Genomic DNA, 26,951 nt, shown 5'->3' with positions numbered 1-26,951 from the left:
GCATCATTTTATTAGTACCAACATATGTTAGTTCTTGCTCAAATCCAAAGCGGGTAACAGAACTAACATCTAACAACCAGCAACTGTTATCTAAAACCTACGCCGTCAGCCTTGGCATCTCCGACTATCAGACCCCGTTATTCCTGCATTTGAAATACGCCGACCGGGACGCACGGGCGTTTATTCAGTGGCTGCGTCACCGTGGAGTGGTCAGTGAACTGCCTGACTCCAATATCGTCTTTGCTTGAAAACGCAGCTGCCACCAATGCCCAGATGATTGTGTCGCTGGGATCTGGCCTGCTGAGTGCCAGTAAGCCCGGTGATCGGGAGCCTTCATCTATTTCAGTGCGTGGACATGGTGACGTGGAGCGGGTCACGAAGTTTAACCTAAGCCATCTTGCTCGGCTCGGCGACTCTCGCCTGCAGTTTATGGCGCCGGTGCCTTCTCGCTGAACTACCTACAAGTTTCATCCTCAGCACCCCGTCCGAGAATCAGTGTCATCGTTATCACCGATGCCTGCCATGCGGAAAGTTGGCGGCATGTATCGTGAACGGCACGAAGGTGATCATGATGCAGCTTTCGCAGCAGTTTGCCAACGAAATCAAGATAATGAGCTGCCAACCAGAGGAGCATTCCCCTGAAGGTGAGCAGTGGGCGTGGGGCCGTGGCTGCTTTTCCTACCATTTGGAAGATGCATTGTACGGTCTTCGCCGATGGCAACGGATCCCTACCGTTGACCGGAATCATGCGCCACAATTTGAAGACCGTGGATTTTTCGAGGCAGCGCTTCTCTAGAGCCAAGTGCCATTTAAACGGCCCCATACACTCGCGGCTGACTAGCGTCAAATAACAACGCACTGGCTATGTGGAAGGCCAAACAGGAAAACAGCAGCGTCCTTCATGAATGTTAGATCGTTAAAAACAAGGGTGTGGGAAAGCCTTTGCTGTTTTAGCCGACACGATGCAAAGCGGCGGCTGTACGCCCAGTTCCTGGTGGCATTAGACAGCGGGCACCTGCTTCAACCCACCGACGAAGCAGCCGATGACTATTTCAGAAGCCTGCTCCAACGACAGGGAAGCTCCTTCGCTCTCAATTATGAAGCGGAAGTTGGCAGCGGCGCTCGCCGCCAAGAGGGCAGACCATCATCAACAAAGCAAGTTAAAGATAAATCTGATGTCCTGAGCAGTCGCGCGGGCAAACCGTTCGATATGACCAATCACCCGGTTATTTCCAACGGGCAAATGAAATTCTGGGTGAAAAGCACTATGCCTACCACGATTTAAAAGTTAGCGAATACTTTAAGGCGATGACTTTTTTCAAGGAAAAAATTAACCGGACAGCATAAACGCTGGGCTTACATCCGAAAAGAAAGTGGCTGGGGAAGTCGTTGGAAAATGGACAGCAGTGGTTTTATTGTTGAGTATAGAAATGGACATACTGTATCCATTCAAATCGAGGAAAAGTATGACAATGATTTTAAAAGGTGTGAATCCTCACCAAGAAGGCTTGGTTTTATACAGGCACTTAAAGTATCGAGTTTAAGGCAAGAAAACAATTTATTATCATAAAAATATCAACGATTCTAGCTTTTTAAACCCTATAATTGGATTTGGGGGCAATGAGCAAATTGTAAGCCCGATTCGGCAAGGTACTGGAACCAGTTATATGTTAGCAAGTTTTTATCGAAATGGAAAGACCCAAAGGTTCCATAAAAGCCTATGAATGTAGTTGACATTTGGAAATGCCTCTGGGAGAATTGAAGGAGAATATGAACGAGCAAAATAATACTATCTGCCAATAGGAAGAGAGCTTTCTCATCCGGTAGAAGGATAAGCATTTATGCCAACCTCTCCTGCGTGCTCGGTGACTTATTGAATTTAACCTTGCCATCAGCGTCAGTGAAAGTCATGATAGAGTCGATGATTTGAAGGCTTTATTGGCGAAATTAGCTTTACTTCAAAAACGACACGCCGCAGGCGAAAAGCAGCCAAGCGAAAGTGAAGGGGATAAGGCTCTTCAACTGTCAGATTTGAAGCGCATGGATGACCACGGCCATGCTGATAAGGCTTTTGAATTGAACCAAAGAAACGGCACAAAATTTCTCGGCCGGTAACGCCGTGAGGTTGATGGGAAATGTTGGACAGCTGCGTCCATTGGTGGCTTCCGTTCATTCAGAACAGGCAGTATTTGCTATTACGAAGAGAACGAAAGATGATTTCAAAAATGTGAGAGCTCCCGTCGTCCCATCATTGGCTTTGGTCAACGGAGAAGGCGCGCTTATGGCGCTGATTCGGTCATATACCTGCAACGAACCGTGGTGGCCTGTCAACAGGCATGCTTATGCACAAACGAGCCGCTGAAAAAGCGTCAACCCGTGTTTGGAAAAGGCAATCGCTCTACAAATCAAAGCCATCTTAGTTGGATTAATGGCAAATCTCTCTCTGCGACCCTCTCCTCAACCCCATCCGCGAAACGGATGGTCGGGGCTCTGGTGTGAGCATTTTCCGAAGTATTACGACGTTGTTACCCGGATACCGGGCAAAGGATAACCAGCGGAAATAAAACTGATGAGAAAATTGTCTTTACTTGTTTGCTATTCCGGTGTCTTTCAGCCCAACAAAAAGGCGCGTCACACAACCAGCAACGAACCTGTCTACCGGTCAGGCAGGCAACCAGCAACTCGCATCCCTTCTTTGCTTGGTTGTTGATGTGATTGCCGGTAAAAGCATTCTTGACACATTGCCTGGTTATACCCCCTTACATAAGCATGAATGGGAAGGCAAATGGTGCTCCTGCCAGTCGAATTAATAAACTGAATATGAATAATTTATAAGAAAAATACCAAATGGTTGAGCCAACAAAAAACATTCATTATGATGAAAACATTACAACTTATATAATTATATTTGCATTATAGTTAAAACTATGGACAAATATTCAAATATTGAAAGACCCATTTATCTCGACAGGATAACGCCATTTATAGGCTAAACCAATCATCAAGGTATTAACTGGACAACGTCGGAATTTGGTAAAAGTTATATCGCCAAGCTTCAGCTGATTGATAAAATGCAAAAATCTGACGCCAACATCAATATTATTTATATTGATAAAGAAAAGATGATTTCGATCAAATCAGAATTATAAGATTTAATCAAGTACAGATCAACAATTCCTGATAAAAGCCTGGAAAAATGCAATTTTCATTGATGTAAAACACAGGACATTCAGGAATTTGAGAGCCCTTCAGTTGTATTCGAATAGTCATTTTGATATTTACATTACGGGTAGCAACGCCAATTTGTTGTCGCGTGAACTGGCTACCTTATTAAAAGCGGAAGGTATGTCGGAAATCCAGGTAAACAATTCATCTTATGTTGAATTTCTGCGGATTTCATGATCTAAACGATAGTTTCAGAAAGTTTATGAACCTTCGAGATTTGGGAGGCATTTCCGAATTTTAATCCACCTGCCTCTTCAGGGAGCATATAGTGTACGATTATTTATCCAATATTTATGCCGCGATTCTTTATAAGGATGTCATTAAACGGTACAACATTCGCAATGTTGCTTTTCTCGAAAATTTAATCAGGTATCTTGCTGATAATTTAGAAGCATCGTATCTCACGAAGAAAATAGCTGATTTTTTTAAAATCCCAGAAACTTACCATATCTCCGAACACCGTGCGGATTATCTTGATTTTATTCAACAGTCATTTTTTATTCATAAGGTACAAGATAGGATATAAAAGTAGAAGATTTTTAAATTGAGGAAAAGTATTACTTTAAATAGATGGGATTGCGGAAATTCCATCATAGGATTTAGAATAAATGAGATTCAAAAATTATTGGAAAATGTAGTTTATAACCAATTAAGGAATATGTAACTAGATATTAAAATGGGCGTCTTCAAACCACCAAAAGAAGTTGATTTATTGCGACTAAAAATGGTGAAGGCAGGATACATTCTGGTCTGTTATTTAATCCTGGATAAGAAACACGTAACCGTGGGTTTGGCAACTTACTGGATATTAAAGACCAATTTCCCAAATATGTACTCAGCCTGGATGCTCCCAAAATTCCAACACTTACAAAGGAATTATACATAAAAACGTTTCTGAATTTCTATTAAATTTCAAATAAGATACTTCCCCAATAAATTGGAAGGCTAATAGAACATAATTATGAAAGACATATTCATTTTAATGTTGCCGTTTCTTGCATATACACCAAATCAAAGGGTGCTCACCGCTATCAACTATCAACCAGCAACTATCACTAAAAACGCCTACGCCGTCGTCGTCGGCATCTCCGATTACCAGGATCGGTATACCCGATCTTCGCTTTGCAGATAAAGATGCAGAAGCCTTTGCGGTTATTTCGATCCAATGCGGCGGCAAACTCGATCCCGACCATTTAAAAGTTCTGATCAATAAAGATGCCACCATGGCGCAATTTGCCAATGCTTTGGACTGGTTGTGGGAAGTTTGCAAAGAAGGAGATCAGGCCATTATTTATTTTTCAGGACACGGAGATGTCGAAAAAAGTTTGACACAACCCGGATTTCTTTTGTGCTGGGATGCACCTGCAAGTGTATATATGGCGGGTGGTGCCTTTGCTTTGCCAATGTTGCAGGAAGTAGTGTCCACACTTTCGATACAAAATAAAGCCAAAGTTATTGTGATCACCGATGCCTGCCGTTCGGGTACACTTGCGGGTAGCTCGGTTGGAGGATCTCAGGCCACCGCAGCCAATCTCGCAAAACAATTTGGAAATGAGATCAAGATCATGTCTTGTCAGCCGAATGAATACAGCATCGAAGGCGAACAGTGGGGCGGAGGGCGCGGTGCTTTCTCGTATCACCTACTCGAGGCCTTGTATGGCATGGCAGATAACAACAATGATTTATGGATTTCGTTGCAGGAAGTTGGAAGATACCTGGAGGATCATGTATCCAAAGAAGTCGCTCCCGTCAGCCAGGTGCCCATGACTGTGGGTAACAGGAATGAACGATTGGCTGGTGTTGATGAAACCTTACTGGCTGCGCTAAAATCCGGCAAAACAAATCAAATGCAGATGTTGAGTGCCATCGAATCCAGGGAATTGAAGAAGATGTTTTATCTAAATTGGATACTACTACAAAAGGAGTGTATGCACTTTTCAAGAAAACATTAAAAGAAAAATATTTTTAGAACCTGCAGAAGCATGTGCAGAGGCGTATTATCAACAATTGATCAATGAACCTAAACTAGAACGATTGTATGCCACCATGAAGCGCAATTATGCAGCAGCTTTACAGGATGATGCCCAACAAGTTATAAATGCATTATTAAAATCTGACATTGAAGCGAATCTCATTATCAATCAGAAGCAGAAGAGTCAGGAGTACGGAACCTACCCGAAATATTTGGAAAGAGCGTCTGCACTTCTGGGTTCCCAACATTATATGTACAAGTCGTTGAAAGCACGGCAACACTATTTTGGAAAACAGTTTCAATAGGGGCATTGAATACAAAATTAGGCACCTTAACCATTTCGGATAAGAATGTGGTTTCTATAATGATAAATTATTATTGGGAGGCACTCAATTGGCAGACTGATTTGTCTTTTGTCTATTTGAATTTAGGTGCTTTATACGGAATGTCACTAAAACAGCTTGACTCGGCGGAACATTATTTGAATTTAGCAATCAATACAACGCCATCCTGGGTATTGGCTTATACCGCGCTGAATGATGTTTACATGAAAAATGAGTCCGAAAAAATTAAATTCCATGGCACAAGCGAACAAAATTGATTCAAATGCAACCTATTTATTGTACAAATGGGGGAGAATATTTTGCCAACAATCAAAAATTTGATTCAGCAGCTATGAAATTTTGAAAATTTTAAATAACAGCAAATTGGGATATTGCAAGCCTTGTATACACAATGCATTGGGAGTGACCTATGCCCGTTCTGGTAATTTTGTCGAAGCTGAAAAACATTATTCCACCGCGTTTCAACTGGATACGACATTAGATCCTCTACTTATAAATCTTACTTCTCTCTATCTTCAGTTAAACAGGCTTCCAGAATCAGAAACAATGGCAAACAATGGATACAAAGATATCCTAATGATTCAAGAGCCTATCAGGTATTAGCTTTTGTAAATCTAAGAATGAATCGTTTGCAAAATGCTGACAGCCTCTGTCGGATATCCCTTCAGCTGGATTCTCTGAATCACTGGTCTTATGGAGTTTTAAGTGAAGTGTATTTAAATACCCATCGTATTCAGGATGCTGAAAACATTTTGTTGACAGGTATTCGAAATAACCCGAAAGCTGTAGAATTGTTGATTGCTTTGGGGAAAATATACATCTTTACGCAGCGTATTGATGATGCCGCGAGACAATTCAATAAGGCCATAGAAGTAAATCCGAATAATTCAGAAACTCATTTTCAACTGGGACTGGCCTATAATCAATTGAAGCGATATGAAGAGTCCGCGATGGCAAACCGCAGAGTGATTGAGTTAAACCCTGGAAATTTTATGGCCAACTTCAATTTAGCATGTGCACTCAGTATGTTGAACAAAACTGATGAAGCTTTCCAACAATTGGAACAGGCCATCCAAAAAGGATTTAATAATTATGACAACATTCAAAATGATCATGATCTGGATCATTTAAAAGATCAAAAAGATAATTGGAACGTCTTGATGAAAAAATACTTCCCGGACCAAAATAAAGAATAAGCTTCATGAAATCAATCATCACTCTATTCGCGATACTAACATACGTTAGTATCGTTGCACAAACCAAAGGGGCCCAAATCAAAACCCCCTCTCCGCACAGTGGCGGGGGCCGGGGTGAGGCCTACGCCGTCGTCATCGGCATTTCCGACTAACAGGATCCAAGCTTCCTTTATTAGTAAAGCATCATCGGATTTATATTCTGGGCTAAAGGAGTATCCTGAGCACAACCAAAGTTCATTGGTATAAATTCCGATTTGTAGGCTCTATGTTAAGACAAAGTCAGGAATAAAGTTTATTTTATTTATATATATATAGTTTTAAATATCAATAAGATATGACAAATCTATTCACTAAATTTTTACTATCTTTAATTTTCTTTACCTTAGGCTTTCTATCAAACTTATCAACTAAATCTTATGAGGTTATTTGCTTCCATCATCTTTTTTTATTCATTATTAACCTTCAGTTTTGGACAGGTAAATCCATCCGTCAAATAGGAAGGCTTCAACACAAGCAACCCAGGTTATTTTGGATAGACACACTGCTTTGTCTGAAACCAATGTTCTCAGACTGATTCATCACTACAAAGCACTTGAGGTAAATCCTGAAGGGATACCAGGTCGTTTTCAATTTTCGGTGTTGAATGATTTAAAATCTGATGAACATTGGAAGGAATTATCGAACCAATTACCTCTCTTTATTGGCTATGGTACAGAATCCGGTGTTGGATTCGAACTTTCCGAACACCAAACGGATGGTCAACAGAATCAACATTTAAAATTTGATCAAACCTATTTTGGATTACCTGTTTTCACCGGGCAATATTTATTGCATGTGTATAAAGATCAAAGCGTTTTAGCGCATGGCAAAGCGGAATTACCAGACCAGAAAAGGATACCCTTCATCGACGAGAGCCGGGCCTTTCAAACAGGTAAGGAGTATTTAAATAATTCAAGTGAAGGAACTTTGCAGAATTCAAATTCGACTTCAAGCTATGATTTGAAATCCAGCGAATTAGGATACTGGAAAAATGGCAGCATGAACCAATGGAATTTGGTTTATCGGCTCAAACTAGTTAAAGATGGGGTTTTTCCATGGGTCGTTTATGTAGATGCGGAAGCCAATACCGTTTTAAAAAGTATCAAAAATTATTGTGGTTTTTGCAGATCCAGAGATCATAATGAAACTCATGGATACCCCCAATGCGAAGCACATGCCGAAGATATACTCAGTGGCGAAACCACTACCGCGAAAGACCTTCAGGATGTCGACCGAACCATCAATGTTTGGAGAGAAGGTGCTGACGTTTACCTGATTGATGCTTCCAAACCTATGTTTAATTAGAAATTTTACACTGAATAATCCTGCAGGTGTGATTTGGACACAAGATGCCCGAAATGGAAGCGATCCTAAAGCTGCTGTGCAAATTTCCAGCAGTACCAATACTTTTCCGAAAGCGGGAGTCGCTGCGCATTATCATGCTGGTCTTGTTTACGATTATTTTCTCAACACGCACAACAGAAATTCTATAAATGGGAATGGAGGTAGGTTCGGTCGCTGATCAGCTTTGGATCCAATTACGAAGGTGCTTTTTGGGCCGACAATACCGTTCACTATGGTAATGGTAACATAAGCAAGGGATATATGGATTTCGCCGGAGCCATGGATGTAAATGCTCATGAAATTACCCATGGTATTATTGACTCCACTTAGGGACTGGAATACGATGGGGAATCAGGTGCCATCAATGAATCGTTTGCCGATATTTTTGGAGTCATGGTCGATCGGGATGATTGGGGATTGGGTGAGGATATTATAATTTCGGGTCATCCGGATTTTCCTACAGGCCTACAAAGAAATATGGCCAATCCTCAACAAGGACTTACCAATACGCATTGGCTGTGGCAGCCAGATCACGTGAAGAATCAATATATGGGTGCCGGAGATGCCGGAGGAGTTCATTTGAATAGTGGAATTCCTAATTTTGCATTTTACAAGTTTGTACAGGGATTGATTCCCATGGTGGGAACCGAAGAAGCAGCAAAACAAGTTGCAGAAAAAGTCTATTATCATGCCATGACTTTTTACATGACCAGACAAGCAAACTTTAAAGACCTGAGAGCTGCAATAGAACATTCCTGTAGTGATCTGCATCCACTTGATCCGGGAATCAGGCAAAAGGCTTCAGAAGCATTCGAAGCTGTTGGAATTGTTGCCAGTTCGGAACCGGGTGGTGGTATTTTTGATTTTCAGGCAAGTGATCTGACTCCAAATCAGGGGACAGAATATGTCTTGTGTTCAAAATTTAATTTCAATAAAAATAAAAATGAAGGTTTATATATAAGTGAATCTTCGAAGATTAATTTGTCAAAAATCAGTGATCTGAGTTTATTGAGCAGGCCCAGTGTACTTGATGATGGATCAGCCATGTACTTTGTAGCCAGCGACAATAAGATTTATAAATTGACTTTTAATCCTTCCACCAAAGCCTGGGACCCTTTGGTCGTAAAAAAGAGCAGCCCAATTATAGAAATGTTGCGGTATCTAAGGATGGAAGGTTTTTGGCTATTTTGGAAAAACAAGTCAAAGACAACAATGCTGTTGTGATTCTGGATTTGATTGCGAATGTCGAACGCAAATTTCTTTTGACAAATCCGGTTTTTGATGTAAACGTCAAAAAATCCAGAGTTGCGGAAATTAGCAATATTGTGTTTGATCACAGTGGAAGATATCTGATGTACGATTGTTATAATGAGCATACGCATAATAGCGGATATAAGTACAATCAATGGGATATTGGATTTTTAAGATTTTGGAACCTCAGTGAGGATAAATTTGGTGACGGTGCCATTGAAAAACTTCTTAAAGCACCGCTTGCCAGCCCTGGAGCAAAAAGGCTGTATCATTTTAAAAATCCAGGCTTTTCAAAAAATTCACAAACGGTTATGGTCATGGATTTTTATATAAGTGATTATATCAATCCTAATACTCCATTGGAAAATGCAGTAGTTGCATGTGATGTTGAAAAAGGTGAATTTCAATATATACAGGAAAAAACAAAAGGATTTGGGTTTCCAAATTATTCTGTATTGGATGATAAAGTGAGTTTTGACGATGGTTTTACAAGTTCTCCCGGCAAACCATCTAAATCATCGGTGATCTCTCTTGATCAAACAAAAATGAAATCTCAAGGAATGTCATCTTTGTTGGTCCAGGGGTATCGGTGGGGCACGTTCTTTGCTCAAGGGAAGCGAACAAAATCCAATTCTTTGCCGGTCGCTACCAACGATCAATTTGATGTCAATGAAGATCACGAGCTGATCGCTTTTGCCTATACCAACGATGCTCTTAGTTTGGATATCCCTAATATTTTTAAACTGAAAGGCATTAATGGAGGAGCTTCGAACGGGACAGTCCGGATGGAAGAAGATGGTAAATTCTATTACAATCCCAATCCAAACTTTCATGGTATGGATGAATTTCTTTATGAACTGTGCGATAGAGACATGGATTGTGCCATTGGAAAATAACCATCATCGTAAATTCAATAAATGATCTACCTATAGCTACCCATGATGATTTTACAATTCAGGAGGATGAAGAGCTGGCTGCCGATGCCAGGTTTAAACGATACCTCCAGTGGGGATGGAAGTAATTTTTGGAAGCTTATTGGTCAAAATGGTGGGGCTATGCATGGTACGGTGACCATGGATAGCACAGGAAAATTTATTTACACAGCTGAACCCGATTATTTCGGAAATGATGAATTCAGCTATACCCTGTGCGATAAGGATTCGGATTGTGCAACTGCGGTAGTCACGATCAGGATCTTTTCTGGAAATGACAAGCCGGTTGCTACTGACGATAATTATAGCCTCGATGAGGATATGGTATACCTGGGAAATGTAAGTCTCAATGATACTTTAAGTGGTGATGGAACCAATGATTATAAGTTGATCGGACCCGATGGTGGTGCACGGCATGCGAGAGTAAGTATGACCACGGATGGAGCTTTTATATACAAACCGGATCCTAATTACAATGGTACTGACGAATTCACGTATGAAATATGCGATAAAAACATGGACTGCTCTCAGGCCACAGTTTCATTGTTTATCAGACCAGTCAACGATTTTCAGGTTGCTGTAGAAGATCATTTCATCACCTTGGAAGATATCGAGTTAAATGAATCTGTAGCTGGTAATGACACTCCAAGCGGAGATATCGTGGATACCTGGAGACTTGTAGGTATTCATGGCGGCGCAATGGGCGGTACCGTCGTATTAAACACCAATGGAGATTTCAGATATATACCTCGTCTTGATTTTCATGGTTTGGATCAGTTTCAATACGAATTGTGTGATGGCAATCAGGATTGTTCTATGGCTACGGCCTATGTAAGGGTAAAACCATTTAATGATTCTCCTGAAGCCGTTAATGATGATTTCACCATATTGAAGAACGAAGTTTTAATGGCAACGGTGATACCCAATGATACGCGGAGTGGAGATGGAAATAATTTTTGGAGACTTAGTGGATTGAATGGAGGGGCTCAAAATGGAAAGGTGGTGATGAACAGCGATGGAAGCTTTGTTTACAAACCCGACCTGGATTATTGCGGAACTGACCAGTTTGTTTATAAACTTTGCGATAACTTTTGTGATTGTTCGATGGCCACAGTGACTATAAACATTTTGGCCTCATCGGCCTTGCCCATTGCATTCGACGATCAATTTGAATTGAATGAAGACTCTGAAATTTGGTAATTTATTGGATAATGATTCACTCAGTGCTGATGGAAATAATCGTCTTCAACTTAAAGGCGTTAATGGAGGCGCTTCCCATGGTCAAGTAATCAGTCATGAATCGGGATACTTCCGATATTTACCTCAGGCCAATTATTATGGCCCTGATGAATTTGTATACATCCTTTGCGATCGGAATAATGATTGTGTTGAAGCGGTAGTTTCACTCCAGGTGCATTCGGTGAATGATCTTCCAATAAGTGAGGATGATGTATTTACGTTTAATGAAGATGAGTCATTACTAAGTGCAGTAAGCACAAACGACAATCCAAGTGGTGATGGAGGGAATCGATGGAATTTGAATGGGTTGAACGGAGGTGCAGCACATGGAACAGTTACTATGGATCTTCAAGGAAGCATACAGTATACTCCAAAGGAAAACTATTATGGAGCCGATTTATTCACTTATACCCTGTGCGATATAAATAACGACTGTGTATCAGCAAGGGTTTATATCCAAATAAATCCTATAAATGATTTGCCTGTGAGCTATGACGATGTAGTTTCATTGCAACAGGCGCAAATTTATTTTGGCGACGTGAGTGGCAATGACTTGATGAGTGGTGATGGAGGAAATGAATGGTTGCTTGAATTGAATCGTGGACTTGCGCAACACGGTACCGTAACTTTTAATGGAGATGGCCATTATACCTATTCTCCTGATCCAAATTATTATGGAACAGATGAATTCACTTATAAACTTTGCGATGTGGATGGTGATTGTTCTGAAGCCAGGGTGTCTTTAAATATTGCGCAGATTGTTGGCACAGGACAAACGGAAGGATTGCAAGAGCTATTGGTCAGCCCCAATCCCGTATATGAAAATGCTCAACTTACGTTAAAAGGATTTTCAGGACCGGTGAGTTGTTCCATCTACAATGCCATGGGTATTCAATTATTCGATTCCGGATTGTTGAATGCTCATGAATTATTTAATTTGAATATAGATGCATCTTCATTTCAGGCAGGAATTTATTTGGTTGAATTGAAAGGTGAGCATTTGCATCTGGTCAGAAAAATAGTAAAGCACTAGACTGTTTAATGTCATTCTGAAAAGTTGAAAAGCGATGATCAGCTTGAGAAATAGCATCCGCAAAATTTATCTGATCATTTCTTATTGTTCCATTTTAAGCTCTGGCTTGTTAGCCCAAACCAAAGGGGCCCAAATCAAAACCCCCTCTCCACAGAGTGGCGGGGGCCGGGGTGAGGCCTACGCTGTCGTCATCGGCATCTCCGACTACCAGGACCCCGGCATTCCTGATTTGCGTTTTGCTGATAAAGACGCAGAGGCTTTTGCTAATTATTTGAGGAGTGATGCAGGTGGTAATCTGGATAATGATCATTTAAAAGTATTGATCAATGAAAATGCAACCATGGCCCAATTTGCCAATGCATTGGATTGGTTATGGGAGGTATGTAAAGAAGGAGACCAGGCTATTATTTATTTTTCCGGGCATGGAGATGTAGAGAAAAAAGTTTGACACAACCCGGATTTTTACTATGTTGGGATTCCCCATCCAGAGTCTATATGGCTGGCGGAGCATTTCAGGTACACATGCTGCAAGAAGTCATTACGACTCTATCTACAAAAAACAAATCAAAGGTATTAATCATTGCGGATGCCTGCCGGTCAGGAAAATTAGCCGGACATGCCGTAGATGGTTCACAAACGACAAATGCTAACCTCGCCCGACAATTTTCAAATGAAGTTAAAATTTTATCTTGCCAGCCAAATGAATTTTCAATAGAAGGAGAACAATGGGGAGGTGGAAGAGGCGTGTTTTCTTATCATTTGATAAATGCTATGTACGGACTGGCAGACCATAATGCCGACAATTGGCTTACCCTTAATGAAATTGGTCGTTACCTGGATGATCGGATACCTGTAGAGGCATCGCCACTGAGCCAGAATCCAGGTGATTGTCGGTAACAAAAGTGAAAAAATTTGTAAAACGAGTTATGAAAAAGCTGATTCTTTATTTAAAGCAAATAAGCAGCAGTTACCTTATTTGTCTGCAGTCGATATGAGAGGCCTCGATTCAGATATAATCAGCCAGGCAGATTCAAATACGCAGGAATTTTATCAAAAATTTAATTTGCGAATCAAAGAAAAAAAATTCTTTCAGCCGGATGCTGACTGTGCCGAATATTATTATGGATTATTGACTGCAAACTCTCAAATTTCAAAATTGCACCTTACTATAAAAAGAAATTATGCTGCTGCATTGCAGGATGAAGTTCAACAATATGTGAATCATCTGCTCAAAGCGGATGTGAAAATAATTGAATGCCAGGGATTCAAGTCATTCCTGCCCAATGCAGCTTATTTGAAGCGAGCTAAGGAATTACTGGGTAGCAGCCATTATATGTACCGTTTACTATTAGCAAGAGAACTGTTGTGTCAGGGAATTGCTTTTTCTTTTGAAAAAGATAACGCAGTCTCCCTGGATAGTGCTTTGTATTTTTTAAGTTTGGCAAGGGAGCTTGAACCCGAAAATCCGGTGGTATATTATTTCATGCAAAGAATATTTGTTTACAGGCAGATGGTTGATTCAGCAAATTATTACCAGAATATCTGTCATCAACTGGCACCCGAATGGATTTTACCTTATACGGGTGTTGTAGGAGAACTCATCACCAATCCTGATTTGAAAAATTTGGGTGAAAGCTGGATGAAGCAAGCTGCAGCAATAGATTCACTCCATCCTCATATTTCCCATTTCAATGCCTGGCTTTTAATTGAGGAAGGAAAATACCTTGAGGCTGCCGAACAAATGAATCTATATTTGAAAAGGGGAGGAGAAACGTATGCCTGCTGGTATGGAACGCTTGGAAATATTTATTACAATCTTAGAGGTAAAGAAAAGGAAGCAGAAGCAGCATTCTTAAAAGCAATCGAATTAGATAACACCAGGCCCATTTTTTATTATAATCTGGCAATGGTTAACATGATCATCTATGAGAATGAAAGATCCGATTCATTTATGAAAAAAGCCATTTTACTAGAACCCAATAACCCACAATGGAAGATCGCCATGAATTGGAATTATATGTATATGGGGAAATTCAATGAAGCGGAGCTGCTCAGTATTAGTGAATTTAAAATTACCGGCGATACCATAGGTCTGTGGAATGATCTTTGCAAAAATTACCTTCTAACGGAAAAATATAATCTGGTTGACAGCATTACTTTATTGATGGATCAGGCAGGAAAGTTCAAGTACACATCTCTCAGGAGAAAAGCCCAAAATGAATTTTGTAGAAACAACATTCCGTCTGCATATGATTATTTCTCAAAAGTCTATAGGGATAAACCAAAGGATAAAGTTTCGTGTATCTATTTGGCCTATCTGGATTGGTTATCGGGAGATCACGAATTATCTCGAGATAAGATTGGTAAATACTTTATCAATGGATTTGATGTTGCGATTGTGGAAAAAGACATTGAATTTAAAATGTTGAGAAGAAAAAGCAATTGGATAGAATTCAATAATTATTTATTGCAAATAAGAAATGAAATAGGCAATAAATAATTTGTCAAATTAATTTATGTTATCCAGTTTTGATGCGTGTTGATCTCGGTCTGGAGACCTTAAACGACTGAAATTAATCAGATTTTTACAGTAGTCGATTATTTTGAGACTTCAATGTTAATTATAATTTTTGGAATGTATAAACACTTATATCTTTGGAATCAAATCAAAGCTCAGTTATGCAATTGGAGAGCACTAAATATATTGTTTGATTCAATTATATAATTATTTCTGCATGCGCGCTGAGCATTATTTTATTTTTAATTGCAATTTAATATTTATTATGAGCCCTATAAAGTACATGGTTCCTTTGTATTTTATTATTTTATTTGGACTTAGAGCCCAGGAAATGGATTCAGCTACCATCCTGTTTCAGGCTGATGGCTTATTCACTCTTTCTGTAAAATACTTGAATGAAAGCAAACTTAACGAAGCAGAAGTTGCGGCTACGGGAGCAAAAAATCTGGTGATTAAACATATGGGTAAGGATGTACCATTTTTAGCCTGTATCAACACCCACCTGGCATTTATTTGTAATACCAAAAGCAATTATGATGAGGCAGAGGCTATATCCACAGAAACATTGAAATTGATTGATAAATATCCGGAATTGAAAGATTCCTTGTATGTAAAAAATTTATCAAATATTGCAAATAGTAATTATTATAAAGGTGATTATCAGATAGCGATAGCCTCATATTCAAGCTCGGCGGAGCTCGCTTGATCCATCAGTACTGATGGGGCTGAATTCGGGTGGGGTTTGTTATTATCGGATAGACTTTACGTAAGCCTCAAAATCAAGCTCGGCGGGAGCTCGCTTGCCCCATCAGTACTGATGGGGTCAGTTCGCTGCGTCGAAAGCCACTTCGTGTGGCTTTCTCCTTGCTCACACCCACACCCACACACATGCCGGATTCGGGCAGGATTTGTTTTGATAGAATAGACTTCACGTAAGCCTCAAAATCAAGCTCGGCGGAGCTCGCTTGATTTTTCAGTTCGCTGCGTCGAAAGCCACTTCGTGTGGCTTTCTCCTTGCTCACACCCACACCCACACACATGCCGGATTCGGGCAGGATTTGTTTTGATAGAATAGACTTCACGTAAGCCTCAAAATCAAGCTCGGCGGAGCTCGCTTGATTTTTCAGTTCGCTGCGTCGAAAGCCACTTCGTGTGGCTTTCTCCTTGCTCACATCGAAAGCCACTTCGCGTGGCTTTCTCCTTTTTTAAATTCACACACAGGAACTAAATATTAATTACATCAAGTTCAATTTCCATTTTCTATCTTCGCAAAAAAATTTCATTTAAATTTGGATGAGTATTATCAAATATATTTTTGGTTTAATTATATTTACCATATTCATTAAAGTTGGCCACAGCCAGTCTATTTTTTCAAATTATAACATACTTGGGCTAGAACACGGTCTTAATACTAGTAATTTATCGGTAATATTAATTGATCGAGATGGATTTCTTTGGATTGGTTCTACCGCATTACAAGTTTACAATGGCCAAACCTTTTATACGATCCCAACGGGTATTGGTCCGCGGAAAATACTCGGATCTAAAGTATTTTGTTTGAATCAATTAGACAGTAGTTATATAATAGTCGGGACAGACAAAGGCATTTCAAAAATCAATACACGAACATTTCAAATACAAAATTTAATATTCCCTTGCATTCCTGAAAAATTTAATATTACCAATAGAACTCAGGATATATTAATTTCAAGCAAAGGGAACATTTGGGCTGTCACCACTGGCGGAATCTTCCATGTAAACAAAAACCTATCGATAATTCAATCTTACTATTTTCCTAATGATTACATTAAATATAACAATCCAATTCAACCCAACAGAATCCTGGAATTTCCAAATGGAAAAATTTGGGTAACTGGTCCTCGATTGAGTGAACTGGGTGACAACGATCAAACCTGTTTATTTGAAATAGATCCACAGAATAAGTTTTATCATGAAATAAAACCATTACCTTTTAAAGAATATAACCGGTTTCTTTCATTTCAACAAATAAATGATTCGGTTGCGGTAATACTGTATGAAGATTTTTGCAAAAATGTACAAATCATACATTACAATCTAAAATCAAATACTTTTAGACCAATCCAACACAAACCGTTTCAATATTATGAAATGACTCCTTTCTTGTGTAAAATTTCAGATGATGAAATCGGGATCACCTGCGGCACCGGAAAAGAATATCAAATCTACAATGCGACAACCAACAATCTGGTATTTCACCGGATGTCCCCCGAGATCCTTATTAAAAATCTAGTAAAATATAAATCAAATTACTTCGCTGCGACTGATAAGGGCTTATTAAAGTCTACAACAATTAATAAACTGTTTTCATATAGTGAATGCAAAGATATTTTTCCAAATGAATCAAAATACCCCAAGAGTGTTTTAGAGAATGACAGTTTAATTATATCTACCTATCTGTATTCCGGTGTTATTATTTATGACAAAAGAAATCAAACCTGCAGCCTGGTCAAGCCCATTTCGCCATATGAACCACGGACACAGATATCTAAAATCTTTATCATCGACAGTTCTCGCTGGTTAATTTGTGGAAATGTAAGCTTTTGGTACAATCCAATTTTAAATAAATCCTGGAGCTTTAGCAAGGATATCAAAAGTGCCTATCCATTTGAACTATTCTCAAGTTCAGTATTAAAAGATTCTAAAAATAATATCTGGTTTGGGACCATCAATCGAAGAGGTATCTATAAGTATAATATAGATTCAAATACTGTAATTCACTATCCATTAGAACTCTTTGATAAGAATCAACTGTTTCGATTGTTTAATACAATTCGTGAAGATAAAAATATGAATTTATGGTTCGGATCTGTTTTGGGTCCCGGACTTTTACATTGGAAACGGAATGCAAATCAATTTGAAATCATTTACCCCAATCAAAATCCCGGATCCTATTTCAATCCAAATATTTCATCATCAGCTTTAGATCCCGATGGTTCCATTTGGTTTGGAACACAAGGCTATGGAATATTTAAATTTAATGTTGATAATTTAAAAATTACAGACTATAAAGATAAATTTAAGCTCACTGATAATTATATAAACACAATTAATTGTGACGAAAATGGGATATTATGGACAACAAACATCAATAAATTAATTAGAATAGACCCAAAGACCTTTCAATGTTATGAATTCAATTCGTATTATGGTTTACCTTCAGATGGCATTACAACCCATAAAGTTACCGGAAATCCCAATCTCCACTATTTAATCAATCCAAAAGGATACATTTATGTGCATCACAAAGAATTTCAATATCCAATACCTGACACCACCCTTATTATACGTTCTATTAAAGCAAATAATCAGGATGTATCCATTGACCAATTATCAGCTCTAGGCTATGATCAAAACAATTTAGAAATTCAATTTGCAACACCTAATTTATTGGATGGTTTTTTAAATACTTATTATTTCCGTTTTTTTGGCAAAGACAGTAATTGGATTTCAATTGGGAAAGAACCCATTTTAAGACTATCCGGAATCGGTTATGGTAACTATAAAGTTCAATTAAAAATATGCCAAAATGGATCAATTTGTTTCCATAAAAATTTGATCGATTTTAAAATCAATAGACCCTACTGGAAAAGTCCATGGTATTACGGAATTTTAATTTTAATATTTGTTAGTTTATTATTCTCAATTTTTATTTACGACTACCGGCTTAAGATTTCAGAAATTGAAAAAGATCGGGACAAAGAGATTCTACGAAATAAAATTGCCCAGGATATTCATGATGAAGTGGGATCAAGTCTTACTAAAATAGCATTATCTGCACAAGTTTCATCTCGAATTAGCAACTTATCCCAAGACGATTTAAAACTCAGATTGCGTCATGTAGCAGATGACGCGAAAATAGCTTCCTCTCAATTGCGCGAATTGGTCTTTTCGATTAATCCTGATTTTGATCACTTTGACGACATGCAGGCTTATTTTCAGGAACATGCCAGGCAGTACTTAGAAGATTCCGGGATTCAGCTTTCCTTCACACTTCCCAAAAGCAAGTCCAATGATTTGGTACATCCTGATATCAAAAGACAATTGCTTTTAATATTTAAGGAAATCCTGAATAACATAATAAAACATGCCCTGGCTAAGCAGGTTTGGATTCGTCTGGAAGAATTGCCTAACAAAACCTACCATTTTGAAATTAAAGATGATGGCAAAGGATTTGATTCAGTACATGCAGGCAAGACTAGCAATGGCCTTCGTGGTATGATGCAACGAGCTGAGTCTATTTCAGCTAGCTTATGCTTAAACAGCAGTCCGGGTTCCGGTACCTGTATTCAGCTTTTTGGACCCTTAAAATTTACGAATGGATATTAAGTGAATTTGCTGCTTTCATACGAATGTGGTATTTTAACTTTTCATTATTTTTTTGAATCTTGCAGCTTGAAACAATTTAAGGATATAATTAAAGTAGCACTTGTCGAGGACGATGCCGACATCCGTAAATTGACAGCAAGCCTGATCAACATTTATCCTGATTTAGAATGCATTGGATCATTTAACTCTGCAGAAGAATTTGAAAACAATCTTCATACAGTCAATCCGGACATAGTCTTAATGGATATTGGTTTACCAGGTAAATCAGGGATTGAATGCATACGCGATTGCAGCTCTATGAAAGAAACCATTCAATATTTGGTTTATTCCGACCACCAGGATTCCCGGGAAGTGTATGATGCATTAGCAGCAGGTGCCAATGGCTATGTATTAAAAGGAACAACTCCAGAAAAATTAGCAGAAGCAATACGGGACATGTACCAGGGTGGCTCCCCTATGTCCCGGCAAATCTCTCGCATGGTTGCCAGTTCGTTTAAAACCAACGAAAAGAAACATCCGGATTTTGAAAAACTCACACCCCAGGAATGGGAAGTCCTAATACGTCTTGAACGCGGGTTAGCTTATAAAGAAATCGCTGCCGAGCGATTCGTTTCAGAACACACTGTGCGATCCCAGGTACGCAGTATTTATGAAAAACTGCATGTACATACTCGGACAGAGGCATTGAACAAGTTTCATAATAAATATTAGCAATCAATCTTTACTTATTTCATACGTAATAGCGATTTTAAACTACCTTATACCAAAATACATTTGACTAAAATTTAGTTAAATGACAAATCCTATTATTTATTTAACCGTATTTTCACTAATTACTTTATCAAGCACGATTATATCAGAAGATAAACCAATTAACCCTGAACCAGAAAATGTAATTGCCAAATTTTATAAATACGATTCAATCTCCAGCTCATTTGTTTTATTGCCAGATTATGAATTCTTGTATCCTAATAGTACTAAATACAAATCTTATATTGGATTAAAGCGAGAAAACGGGCAGTTAGTAAGAAAACATATATTGTTAGATTATAGATGTTGTAAAATTCTTAGAGAATGCACTACTAAACCATATTTTGAAACACATTCAATCCATCCATTTGTAAGCTGTGTATGTGAATCTGGAACTAATACAAGATTTTATGGTGCGATACACTGTTTAAAAGCATACATGAAATCTAATTTTAACATGAGAACATTTGCTAATCAGTAAGTCAATTTTGTGTATATAAATTTCATACTATTTAGCTATTTTATCAAATTAATAATTAATTCACCTTTGCAACAAATAAATTATATGAAAAATAAAAAATTTAAAATTAGTACATTCTTAGTATTTATAATATTTCTAGGAACTTTTGCACAAAAGAAAGAAATTGAAATAAAAAATGGGTTGTATGTTAAATCGAAAGAACGAGTAACATCTGGAATCACATCATTCTCATTGTGCGAAGACAAATTATTTAAAAAGAATTGCAAAACCTATACATGCGACGACGGAGGTCAATGCGCTCAATTCAATTTGGGGAACAACTCATTAAAATCCCTTCTACAAGTAAAAAATCTTAATAGCATAAAAGGCATACAAAAGGAAAAAATGGGATTAGAGACTGATTATTATATCCAAAATGGTAATGAAATAAGTTATTTTTCAATGTCAAACAATATTCTCAAAATCGAAAGTTATACCAGTAAACCTGTTGACCCCAGGAATAAAGTTATGGCTAAAAGCGCAAATGAACTTTCTGAAGAAAGAAAAAAATGTATTAAAGATTGCGTAGATGTTGCGCTACTCTGTAAAGACAAATGCAATGGAAATAAAACTTGTGAACAAGAATGCAAAGACAGTTATATGGCTTGTGGTAGAAATATATGTTACAAAAGGGTTCCCAAAGCAATTATTAATATTTCAATTAATGGCAATGGACAAAATAAATTACAATTACTTAATCAATAAATCATTAAATCAAATGAAATATATTCTATGTACTTTAATTACTTCTTTATTAACTATACAATTAGGGATTACTCAAAAGTCCATAATAATTAATAATAAAAAACTATATGTAAAAAGCACCACAAATGTTAATACACAATTAAAACACTTTACAGTTTGCAGTGACTTAAAATTGTCCAAAAATTGTCAAAATTATTTTAACAGTAGTGAAAATGAATATACATCTACAATAATAACACAAACCGATATAAACTCAATCATAAAAACAAAAGGTGTAGGGCAAATAAAAAATATTTCTACCGAAAAAATTGGAAAAACTTCAATCACTCCTGTGCTGTATAGAAATAATTCGGTTGCATATTTCATTGGTCATGGAAAAAATTTAAATATAATAGAATACACCGCCCCAATTAAGTCTATTGGAAGATCATCTTCGCCAGAAAACATTGCATGCAGAGGGGACTGCTATGAAACTAAAATAATGTGTTGGGATGACTGTATTAAGGCATCCCAAATTGGTAATGAATGCTGGGATGGTTGCAATATTAGCTATATAGGTTGTGCTGCCATATGTGATAAATATGTTAAAAAAATTCAAATTGAACTTAAGGGAATTCTTGTAAAACCAATTTCAATTAAAATATAAACTAAGAATATGAAACAATATTATCTAACTTTTATACTTTTTGCATTTGCAAAACTATTATTCAGTCAAAGCCCTATCACTGTTGAAGGGAAAAATCAATATTTAAAAAAAACTGATAATATAATAAAAGAGTTTTCAATTTTTACATTTTGTCAAGATAAGAAATTGATTAAAAATTGTGCAAATTATTATTTAGGGTCAAATAACAATTATCAATTCTTACCAATTAGCAATTCTCAAATTAATTCATGCATAGCGAACGCACACAATTTTAATAAAATAAGCGGGTTAAAATCTGAAATTCATGAAAATATTGAATTAAATTATTTACAATCCGGTCAATACAGAACATACATTGCAATGTCAAGTGAATCTGAACTATCCTTTTTTCCAGTTCATAGTTCAAATGATGTGTTCATTTTAGCAAGAATTACTGGACCTAAGCCAAAACCTAACCCAAATCCAAAGAAACCAGATCCATGCGAAAAGTGTGCAAAATTACCTTTTTGTAGAAGTGGGGATCTCAAAAGCGATGACTGTTTACGAAAACAAGAAAAATGGGACAGATGCTGGTTGCAATGCAGAGGAATTATTAAAACAACAGCAAAAATTCCGCCGATGTCAGGATTTACAGTTTCTACAATTTTAAATTAGATTTCAAAAATAATAATTATCATAAAGGGGACTTCTAAATATTCATAAAAATACCTATCTTTTGGGAAAAATTCTATATGGCCAAAATCATTACACCAAAGCAACAACTTGAGCTATTTGAGTGGGATGCTCTTGTTGAAAAACTTCGTTCTTTTGATAAAGATCCATTAGCTAAGCTTAACGATTACATCAGATTTGAATATTTTCGAAAGGAGCTGGAAAAAATTGTTAAAAGAACGGGAGAAGGTCCCGGCAGGCCATCTTATGATGTAGTGATGATGTTCAAGTTATTAATTGTTCAAAGAATATATGATTTAAGTGATGAATCAATGGAATTCCAAATAGCAGACTGGACAAGTTTTAAATTATTTTTAGGAATACGAGGAACGGATCAGATTCCTGACGCAAGAACAATCTGGTCGTTCAAGAATGAATTGAGTTTAAAGAAGGCGGATAAAAGGTTATTCAAAAAACTGGATCAACTATTACACCAGAATAGGGTAATAATAAATAAGGGTAGTATTGTAGATGCTCATATTGTAGAAAGCGAAATTAACCGCAATAGTAAAGAGGATAATGACTTAATAAAGAATGGGCAAATACCACAAGAATGGGAGGACAACCCAAATATTGGAAGACAAAAAGATTCCGATGCCCGCTGGGTAAAGCACCATAATCGCAAAGCCTACGGCTATAAAGATCATGTGAAGATCGATAAAAACACCAAACTGATTACCAACTATGAAATAACCCCTGCGAATGTTTATGATGGTGAAATGACGGATGTATTGATAGAAAAACGGGATAAAGGAAAACGCTTATATGGAGATTCGGCAAGCTGGGATTTCCGAGAACGAATCCAAGAAAGGGATGATACCTTGTATAAATCAGAAAGGAAGAAGAAACCGTCCATTAAACGACAGGGAGCAAGACAGAAATACGAACTTATCAAGAACACGTGCACGAGTTGAACATGTATTTGGTTGTATCACCACGATGTTTGGAAAAATGAAATTACGATGCATAGGTAAAGTAAGATCTTCTTTTCAAATTGGACTGACAAACATAACATATAATTTATTCCGGATTATCCAACTAAAAAGAAAAGTAGCATGGGCATAGTGTGCCCGGAACTGAAAAATCACAAATAAATTCACGAAATTGTTGAAAACCGGATCGAAATTGTTGAAAAACCTTGCTTGCAAAAGCTCCATTGTAGCCTTTGAAGTTTAAATGAATATCATTTGAACAAATGAAACGAACTTTTTTAATAAATAGAAGTCCCCTAAATTTAATGAAACAATTATTCTTTACTTTTTTTATCCAAATTACATTTCTTACAAGCGGTTTTAACCAATCTATAAACAAACAAAAACTCTACACCAAATCATGCGACACCTTAAACCTGGATACCATGATTTGCATCAAATGCACGAATCAACAACTTACAATTGGTTGCAAACGCTATGCATGTGATTTTAAAGACCATTGTGTACCGATGCCTGTAGCTCCGCCAAAGAATAAATCAAAGGATATTAAAACCATTTTGCCGGGTGGAACTCAAAAGAAAAGCTGATTATGTATTCGTTTACTAAATCTATTTATAGTTTATCGGTGGATGTAATCAAAATTCCTTTCAAAAATAAGAAGCGAATGCCTGTCATACTGTTGCAGGCATTCGCAATCTTCCTTTCAGTTAACACTGGACAGTCGCAGGCAGAAAGTCAGATGGAGGAACAAACGGCAAATTACATCAGTTATGCTCCTGAATTTTCCATACCGGTCTCCCCTGCTTTCGATTTATTGGGTGTCAATCCCAGCTTGGTACCTAAGCCTTCTAATCTTCGTAATTTTAAAGTGGATTGGTCTTTTAAAAGTTATGGCCTTACTCCAAATTTAGCAATCCAAACCCAACCTTTCAATGAAATATATTTTAATACACCAAGAAAATTAAAGAATTATTACAAACGTTCTGACTTTTTGAAACTTTTGTCCGGATTGGACCTCTCCTTCGGAACAGTTGACGGAAATAATGAGCTGGAAACCAAAACCATTCATTTCATGGATTCGGAAGGAAAAGACTCTGTTGTAAATCTGGAAAATAATTGGCGCATACGCAGTTTTGCATACGCTGTTAAAATTAATTTATACAGGCAATTCGAGCCTCTCGAAGATAAGAATATTTTCAAAAATGTCATTAAAGAGTACGATGATGACAAAAGCAAATTGAAAGATCAAATCAAGCAGCAAAAAAAGAAAATGGCTGAAACTAAAGATTTAGAGGAAAAATATCAGTTAAAAGATGACATTAAAGCTTTGGACATTGAACTCAACAATTTGGATCATTCCTATATCGAGCGCATGAAGAAGATTGTCGATTTGTATAAGGCTGAGAAATGGAACAGCAGCTATATTGATTTAGCTTTTGGGCAAGCATTTGATTATGATAGTAGAGATAGCAGTTTACTCAAATTCAAAAATTTAAGTAAAGTTCGGACAACTTGGGGAATTTGGTTAAATGGAAGTAAAGGATTCGGAAAGAATATACTTATGAGCGGGATAGCAAGGCTAACAAGTGAGCGAAATATTTTAATAAATGAAAGTGTATACCAATTTGATTGCGGAATAAACTTTCGCTACGGCAATTCAAGATATAATTTTTTCACTGAAGTCTTTGCACCTGTAAATTTTACTCGTCATGTTCTACGTAATAGCAGTTTCATTTCTTTTGGGGGGGATTGGCGTTTTAGCAGGAATGTCATACTTAATTATGCCATGCGGGCTTCTTTCAATGAGGATAGAAAATTGGAGAATATCATTCCAGTGGTAAGCGTTTCTTGTATCATGCGATGATCCTGTTATATTTTACAGCTTTTGATTTGCATCTGTTGATTATTATACCTGAAATATTTTGAAGTTTATAGTACTGTCTTGAGTGAATAAGATTTCGTTGCTTAGTTGCAACAAGATGTTAAGGGGACTTCTAAATATTCATAAAAATACCTATCTTTTGGGAAAAATTCTATATGGCCAAAATCATTACACCAAAGCAACAACTTGAGCTATTTGAGTGGGATGCGCTTGTTGAAAAACTTCGTTCTTTTGATAAAGATCCATTAGCTAAGCTTAACGATTACATCAGATTTGAATATTTTCGAAAGGAGCTGGAAAAAATTGTTAAAAGAACGGGAGAAGGTCCCGGCAGGCCATCTTATGATGTAGTGATGATGTTCAAGTTATTAATTGTTCAAAGAATATATGATTTAAGTGATGAATCAATGGAATTCCAAATAGCAGACAGGACAAGTTTTAAATTATTTTTAGGAATACGAGGAACGGATCAGATTCCTGACGCAAGAACAATCTGGTCGTTCAAGAATGAATTGAGTTTAAAGAAGGCGGATAAAAGGTTATTCAAAAAACTGGATCAACTATTACACCAGAATAGGGTAATAATAAATAAGGGTAGTATTGTAGATGCTCATATTGTAGAAAGCGAAATTAACCGCAATAGTAAAGAGGATAATGACTTAATAAAGAATGGGCAAATACCACAAGAATGGGAGGACAACCCAAATATTGGAAGACAAAAAGATTCCGATGCCCGCTGGGTAAAGCACCATAATCGCAAAGCCTACGGCTATAAAGATCATGTGAAGATCGATAAAAACACCAAACTGATTACCAACTATGAAATAACCCCTGCGAATGTTTATGATGGTGAAATGACGGATGTATTGATAGAAAAACGGGATAAAGGAAAACGCTTATATGGAGATTCGGCAAGCTGGGATTTCCGAGAACGAATCCGGAAGAAAGGGATGATACCTTGTATAAATCAGAAAGGAAGAAGAAACCGTCCATTAAACGACAGGGAGCAAGACAGAAATACGAACTTATCAAGAACACGTGCACGAGTTGAACATGTATTTGGTTGTATCACCACGATGTTTGGAAAAATGAAATTACGATGCATAGGTAAAGTAAGATCTTCTTTTCAAATTGGACTGACAAACATAACATATAATTTATTCCGGATTATCCAACTAAAAAGAAAAGTAGCATGGGCATAGTGTGCCCTGGAACTGAAAAATCACAAATAAATTCACGAAATTGTTGAAAACCGAATCGAAATTGTTGAAAAACCTTGCTTGCAAAAGCTCCATTGTAGCCTTTGAAGTTTAAATGAATATCATTTGAACAAATGAAACGAAC

Annotated in this window: 32 protein-coding genes; 31 read left to right on the top strand and 1 reads right to left on the bottom strand. The window is 37.4% G+C overall.

Annotation, left to right across the window (positions count from 1 at the left end; genetic code table 11):
• Positions 1 to 901: 901 nt before the first annotated feature.
• From IPM34_13235 to IPM34_13140, 20 genes are all read left to right on the top strand, one after another.
• On the top strand, positions 902 to 1,285 hold the full coding sequence (locus tag IPM34_13235; protein ID MBK8956501.1) for a hypothetical protein: 384 nt from the start codon (positions 902 to 904) through the stop codon (positions 1,283 to 1,285).
• Between the two features lie 641 nt (positions 1,286 to 1,926).
• The gene (locus IPM34_13230) at positions 1,927 to 2,115 is read left to right on the top strand and encodes a hypothetical protein (GenBank protein MBK8956500.1); all 189 of its coding nucleotides are present in this window, start codon (positions 1,927 to 1,929) and stop codon (positions 2,113 to 2,115) included.
• A 13-nt stretch (positions 2,116 to 2,128) separates the two neighbouring features.
• Positions 2,129 to 2,362: a hypothetical protein gene (locus IPM34_13225; GenBank protein ID MBK8956499.1), complete on the top strand. Its 234-nt coding sequence runs from the start codon at positions 2,129 to 2,131 to the stop codon at positions 2,360 to 2,362.
• Positions 2,363 to 3,237: 875 nt separating this feature from the next.
• Positions 3,238 to 3,402 carry a hypothetical protein gene (locus IPM34_13220; GenBank protein ID MBK8956498.1) on the top strand — a complete coding sequence of 55 codons (165 nt, stop codon included), beginning with the start codon at positions 3,238 to 3,240 and terminating at the stop codon, positions 3,400 to 3,402.
• 818 nt (positions 3,403 to 4,220) lie between these two features.
• A complete protein-coding gene (locus IPM34_13215) occupies positions 4,221 to 5,177 on the top strand; it encodes a caspase family protein (GenBank protein ID MBK8956497.1) in 957 nt (318 codons plus the stop codon).
• Positions 5,178 to 5,271: 94 nt separating this feature from the next.
• Positions 5,272 to 5,502: a hypothetical protein gene (locus IPM34_13210; GenBank protein ID MBK8956496.1), complete on the top strand. Its 231-nt coding sequence runs from the start codon at positions 5,272 to 5,274 to the stop codon at positions 5,500 to 5,502.
• A 5-nt stretch (positions 5,503 to 5,507) separates the two neighbouring features.
• On the top strand, positions 5,508 to 5,798 hold the full coding sequence (locus IPM34_13205) for a hypothetical protein (GenBank protein ID MBK8956495.1): 291 nt from the start codon (positions 5,508 to 5,510) through the stop codon (positions 5,796 to 5,798).
• An 82-nt stretch (positions 5,799 to 5,880) separates the two neighbouring features.
• The gene (locus IPM34_13200; protein ID MBK8956494.1) at positions 5,881 to 6,144 is read left to right on the top strand and encodes a tetratricopeptide repeat protein; all 264 of its coding nucleotides are present in this window, start codon (positions 5,881 to 5,883) and stop codon (positions 6,142 to 6,144) included.
• 17 nt (positions 6,145 to 6,161) lie between these two features.
• The gene (locus tag IPM34_13195) at positions 6,162 to 6,737 is read left to right on the top strand and encodes a tetratricopeptide repeat protein (GenBank protein MBK8956493.1); all 576 of its coding nucleotides are present in this window, start codon (positions 6,162 to 6,164) and stop codon (positions 6,735 to 6,737) included.
• Between the two features lie 528 nt (positions 6,738 to 7,265).
• Positions 7,266 to 8,081: a hypothetical protein gene (locus tag IPM34_13190; GenBank protein MBK8956492.1), complete on the top strand. Its 816-nt coding sequence runs from the start codon at positions 7,266 to 7,268 to the stop codon at positions 8,079 to 8,081.
• A gap of 28 nt (positions 8,082 to 8,109) precedes the next feature.
• A complete protein-coding gene (locus IPM34_13185; protein MBK8956491.1) occupies positions 8,110 to 8,298 on the top strand; it encodes a hypothetical protein in 189 nt (62 codons plus the stop codon).
• Positions 8,295 to 8,450, top strand: coding sequence for a hypothetical protein (locus IPM34_13180; protein ID MBK8956490.1), 156 nt, complete (start codon positions 8,295 to 8,297; stop codon positions 8,448 to 8,450). Before IPM34_13185 ends, IPM34_13180 begins: the two co-directional genes overlap by 4 nt.
• 3 nt (positions 8,451 to 8,453) lie before the next feature.
• Positions 8,454 to 9,344, top strand: a complete 891-nt coding sequence (locus IPM34_13175) for a M4 family metallopeptidase (protein ID MBK8956489.1) — start codon at positions 8,454 to 8,456, stop codon at positions 9,342 to 9,344.
• Positions 9,308 to 10,267, top strand: a complete 960-nt coding sequence (locus IPM34_13170; GenBank protein ID MBK8956488.1) for a hypothetical protein — start codon at positions 9,308 to 9,310, stop codon at positions 10,265 to 10,267. The genes IPM34_13175 and IPM34_13170 overlap by 37 nt, the downstream gene beginning before the upstream one ends.
• A 66-nt stretch (positions 10,268 to 10,333) precedes the next feature.
• Complete coding sequence (locus IPM34_13165; protein ID MBK8956487.1) at positions 10,334 to 11,503, top strand: tandem-95 repeat protein; 1,170 nt, start codon at positions 10,334 to 10,336, stop codon at positions 11,501 to 11,503.
• Positions 11,481 to 12,575: a tandem-95 repeat protein gene (locus tag IPM34_13160; protein ID MBK8956486.1), complete on the top strand. Its 1,095-nt coding sequence runs from the start codon at positions 11,481 to 11,483 to the stop codon at positions 12,573 to 12,575. Before IPM34_13165 ends, IPM34_13160 begins: the two co-directional genes overlap by 23 nt.
• A 34-nt stretch (positions 12,576 to 12,609) precedes the next feature.
• Positions 12,610 to 13,023: a caspase family protein gene (locus IPM34_13155; protein ID MBK8956485.1), complete on the top strand. Its 414-nt coding sequence runs from the start codon at positions 12,610 to 12,612 to the stop codon at positions 13,021 to 13,023.
• Positions 13,024 to 13,070: 47 nt separating this feature from the next.
• Positions 13,071 to 13,472 (top strand): hypothetical protein, encoded by a 402-nt coding sequence (locus IPM34_13150; protein MBK8956484.1) that lies wholly within the window; start codon positions 13,071 to 13,073, stop codon positions 13,470 to 13,472.
• Entirely contained in the window at positions 13,459 to 15,075 is a 1,617-nt protein-coding gene (locus tag IPM34_13145; GenBank protein MBK8956483.1) for a hypothetical protein, read from the top strand. Before IPM34_13150 ends, IPM34_13145 begins: the two co-directional genes overlap by 14 nt.
• Before the next feature lie 283 nt (positions 15,076 to 15,358).
• Positions 15,359 to 15,799, top strand: coding sequence for a tetratricopeptide repeat protein (locus IPM34_13140; protein ID MBK8956482.1), 441 nt, complete (start codon positions 15,359 to 15,361; stop codon positions 15,797 to 15,799).
• A 73-nt stretch (positions 15,800 to 15,872) separates the two neighbouring features.
• Here the strand turns inward: IPM34_13140 and IPM34_13135 are convergent, their stop codons facing one another.
• Positions 15,873 to 16,265, bottom strand: a complete 393-nt coding sequence (locus tag IPM34_13135) for a hypothetical protein (GenBank protein MBK8956481.1) — start codon at positions 16,263 to 16,265, stop codon at positions 15,873 to 15,875.
• Between the two features lie 121 nt (positions 16,266 to 16,386).
• Here IPM34_13135 and IPM34_13130 point away from each other — a divergent pair, with 121 nt between their 5' ends.
• The 11 genes from IPM34_13130 (at position 16,387) to IPM34_13080 (ending at position 26,809) form a co-directional block, all read left to right on the top strand.
• Positions 16,387 to 19,461 (top strand): hypothetical protein, encoded by a 3,075-nt coding sequence (locus tag IPM34_13130; protein MBK8956480.1) that lies wholly within the window; start codon positions 16,387 to 16,389, stop codon positions 19,459 to 19,461.
• 66 nt (positions 19,462 to 19,527) lie between these two features.
• A complete protein-coding gene (locus IPM34_13125) occupies positions 19,528 to 20,172 on the top strand; it encodes a response regulator transcription factor (GenBank protein ID MBK8956479.1) in 645 nt (214 codons plus the stop codon).
• An 82-nt stretch (positions 20,173 to 20,254) separates the two neighbouring features.
• Positions 20,255 to 20,692: a hypothetical protein gene (locus IPM34_13120; protein MBK8956478.1), complete on the top strand. Its 438-nt coding sequence runs from the start codon at positions 20,255 to 20,257 to the stop codon at positions 20,690 to 20,692.
• Positions 20,693 to 20,776: 84 nt separating this feature from the next.
• On the top strand, positions 20,777 to 21,436 hold the full coding sequence (locus IPM34_13115) for a hypothetical protein (GenBank protein ID MBK8956477.1): 660 nt from the start codon (positions 20,777 to 20,779) through the stop codon (positions 21,434 to 21,436).
• Positions 21,402 to 22,082, top strand: a complete 681-nt coding sequence (locus IPM34_13110; protein MBK8956476.1) for a hypothetical protein — start codon at positions 21,402 to 21,404, stop codon at positions 22,080 to 22,082. The genes IPM34_13115 and IPM34_13110 overlap by 35 nt, the downstream gene beginning before the upstream one ends.
• A 9-nt stretch (positions 22,083 to 22,091) precedes the next feature.
• Positions 22,092 to 22,736 carry a hypothetical protein gene (locus IPM34_13105; protein MBK8956475.1) on the top strand — a complete coding sequence of 215 codons (645 nt, stop codon included), beginning with the start codon at positions 22,092 to 22,094 and terminating at the stop codon, positions 22,734 to 22,736.
• Between the two features lie 77 nt (positions 22,737 to 22,813).
• A complete protein-coding gene (locus IPM34_13100; protein MBK8956474.1) occupies positions 22,814 to 23,707 on the top strand; it encodes an IS5 family transposase in 894 nt (297 codons plus the stop codon).
• The gene (locus IPM34_13095; GenBank protein MBK8956473.1) at positions 23,607 to 23,858 is read left to right on the top strand and encodes a transposase; all 252 of its coding nucleotides are present in this window, start codon (positions 23,607 to 23,609) and stop codon (positions 23,856 to 23,858) included. The genes IPM34_13100 and IPM34_13095 overlap by 101 nt, the downstream gene beginning before the upstream one ends.
• 172 nt (positions 23,859 to 24,030) lie before the next feature.
• Positions 24,031 to 24,312, top strand: a complete 282-nt coding sequence (locus IPM34_13090; protein ID MBK8956472.1) for a hypothetical protein — start codon at positions 24,031 to 24,033, stop codon at positions 24,310 to 24,312.
• A 227-nt stretch (positions 24,313 to 24,539) separates the two neighbouring features.
• Positions 24,540 to 25,589 (top strand): hypothetical protein, encoded by a 1,050-nt coding sequence (locus IPM34_13085; protein MBK8956471.1) that lies wholly within the window; start codon positions 24,540 to 24,542, stop codon positions 25,587 to 25,589.
• Between the two features lie 173 nt (positions 25,590 to 25,762).
• Positions 25,763 to 26,809, top strand: a complete 1,047-nt coding sequence (locus IPM34_13080; protein ID MBK8956470.1) for an IS5 family transposase — start codon at positions 25,763 to 25,765, stop codon at positions 26,807 to 26,809.
• The last annotated feature ends 142 nt before the right edge of the window (positions 26,810 to 26,951 follow it).

Source organism: Saprospiraceae bacterium, from assembly GCA_016716185.1.
Lineage (GTDB): Bacteria > Bacteroidota > Bacteroidia > Chitinophagales > Saprospiraceae > Vicinibacter.
Note: the sequence above shows the minus strand (reverse complement) of the source record. Positions and strands in the feature narration are given on the sequence as shown.

Bases quoted from the DNA above. Each gene is read 5' to 3' on its own strand.
- IPM34_13235 (MBK8956501.1), top strand. From the start codon at position 902: ATGAATGTTAGATCGTTAAAAACAAGGGTGTGGGAAAGCCTTTGCTGT.
- IPM34_13225 (MBK8956499.1), top strand. From the start codon at position 2,129: ATGGGAAATGTTGGACAGCTGCGTCCATTGGTGGCTTCCGTTCATTCA.
- IPM34_13210 (MBK8956496.1), top strand. From the start codon at position 5,272: ATGAAGCGCAATTATGCAGCAGCTTTACAGGATGATGCCCAACAAGTT.
- IPM34_13195 (MBK8956493.1), top strand. From the start codon at position 6,162: ATGAATCGTTTGCAAAATGCTGACAGCCTCTGTCGGATATCCCTTCAG.
- IPM34_13165 (MBK8956487.1), top strand. From the start codon at position 10,334: ATGAAGAGCTGGCTGCCGATGCCAGGTTTAAACGATACCTCCAGTGGG.
- IPM34_13160 (MBK8956486.1), top strand. From the start codon at position 11,481: ATGAAGACTCTGAAATTTGGTAATTTATTGGATAATGATTCACTCAGT.
- IPM34_13155 (MBK8956485.1), top strand. From the start codon at position 12,610: ATGATCAGCTTGAGAAATAGCATCCGCAAAATTTATCTGATCATTTCT.
- IPM34_13150 (MBK8956484.1), top strand. From the start codon at position 13,071: ATGGCTGGCGGAGCATTTCAGGTACACATGCTGCAAGAAGTCATTACG.
- IPM34_13140 (MBK8956482.1), top strand. From the start codon at position 15,359: ATGAGCCCTATAAAGTACATGGTTCCTTTGTATTTTATTATTTTATTT.
- IPM34_13130 (MBK8956480.1), top strand. From the start codon at position 16,387: ATGAGTATTATCAAATATATTTTTGGTTTAATTATATTTACCATATTC.
- IPM34_13120 (MBK8956478.1), top strand. From the start codon at position 20,255: ATGACAAATCCTATTATTTATTTAACCGTATTTTCACTAATTACTTTA.
- IPM34_13115 (MBK8956477.1), top strand. From the start codon at position 20,777: ATGAAAAATAAAAAATTTAAAATTAGTACATTCTTAGTATTTATAATA.
- IPM34_13110 (MBK8956476.1), top strand. From the start codon at position 21,402: ATGGACAAAATAAATTACAATTACTTAATCAATAAATCATTAAATCAA.
- IPM34_13105 (MBK8956475.1), top strand. From the start codon at position 22,092: ATGAAACAATATTATCTAACTTTTATACTTTTTGCATTTGCAAAACTA.
- IPM34_13100 (MBK8956474.1), top strand. From the start codon at position 22,814: ATGGCCAAAATCATTACACCAAAGCAACAACTTGAGCTATTTGAGTGG.
- IPM34_13095 (MBK8956473.1), top strand. From the start codon at position 23,607: ATGATACCTTGTATAAATCAGAAAGGAAGAAGAAACCGTCCATTAAAC.
- IPM34_13090 (MBK8956472.1), top strand. From the start codon at position 24,031: ATGAAACAATTATTCTTTACTTTTTTTATCCAAATTACATTTCTTACA.
- IPM34_13080 (MBK8956470.1), top strand. From the start codon at position 25,763: ATGGCCAAAATCATTACACCAAAGCAACAACTTGAGCTATTTGAGTGG.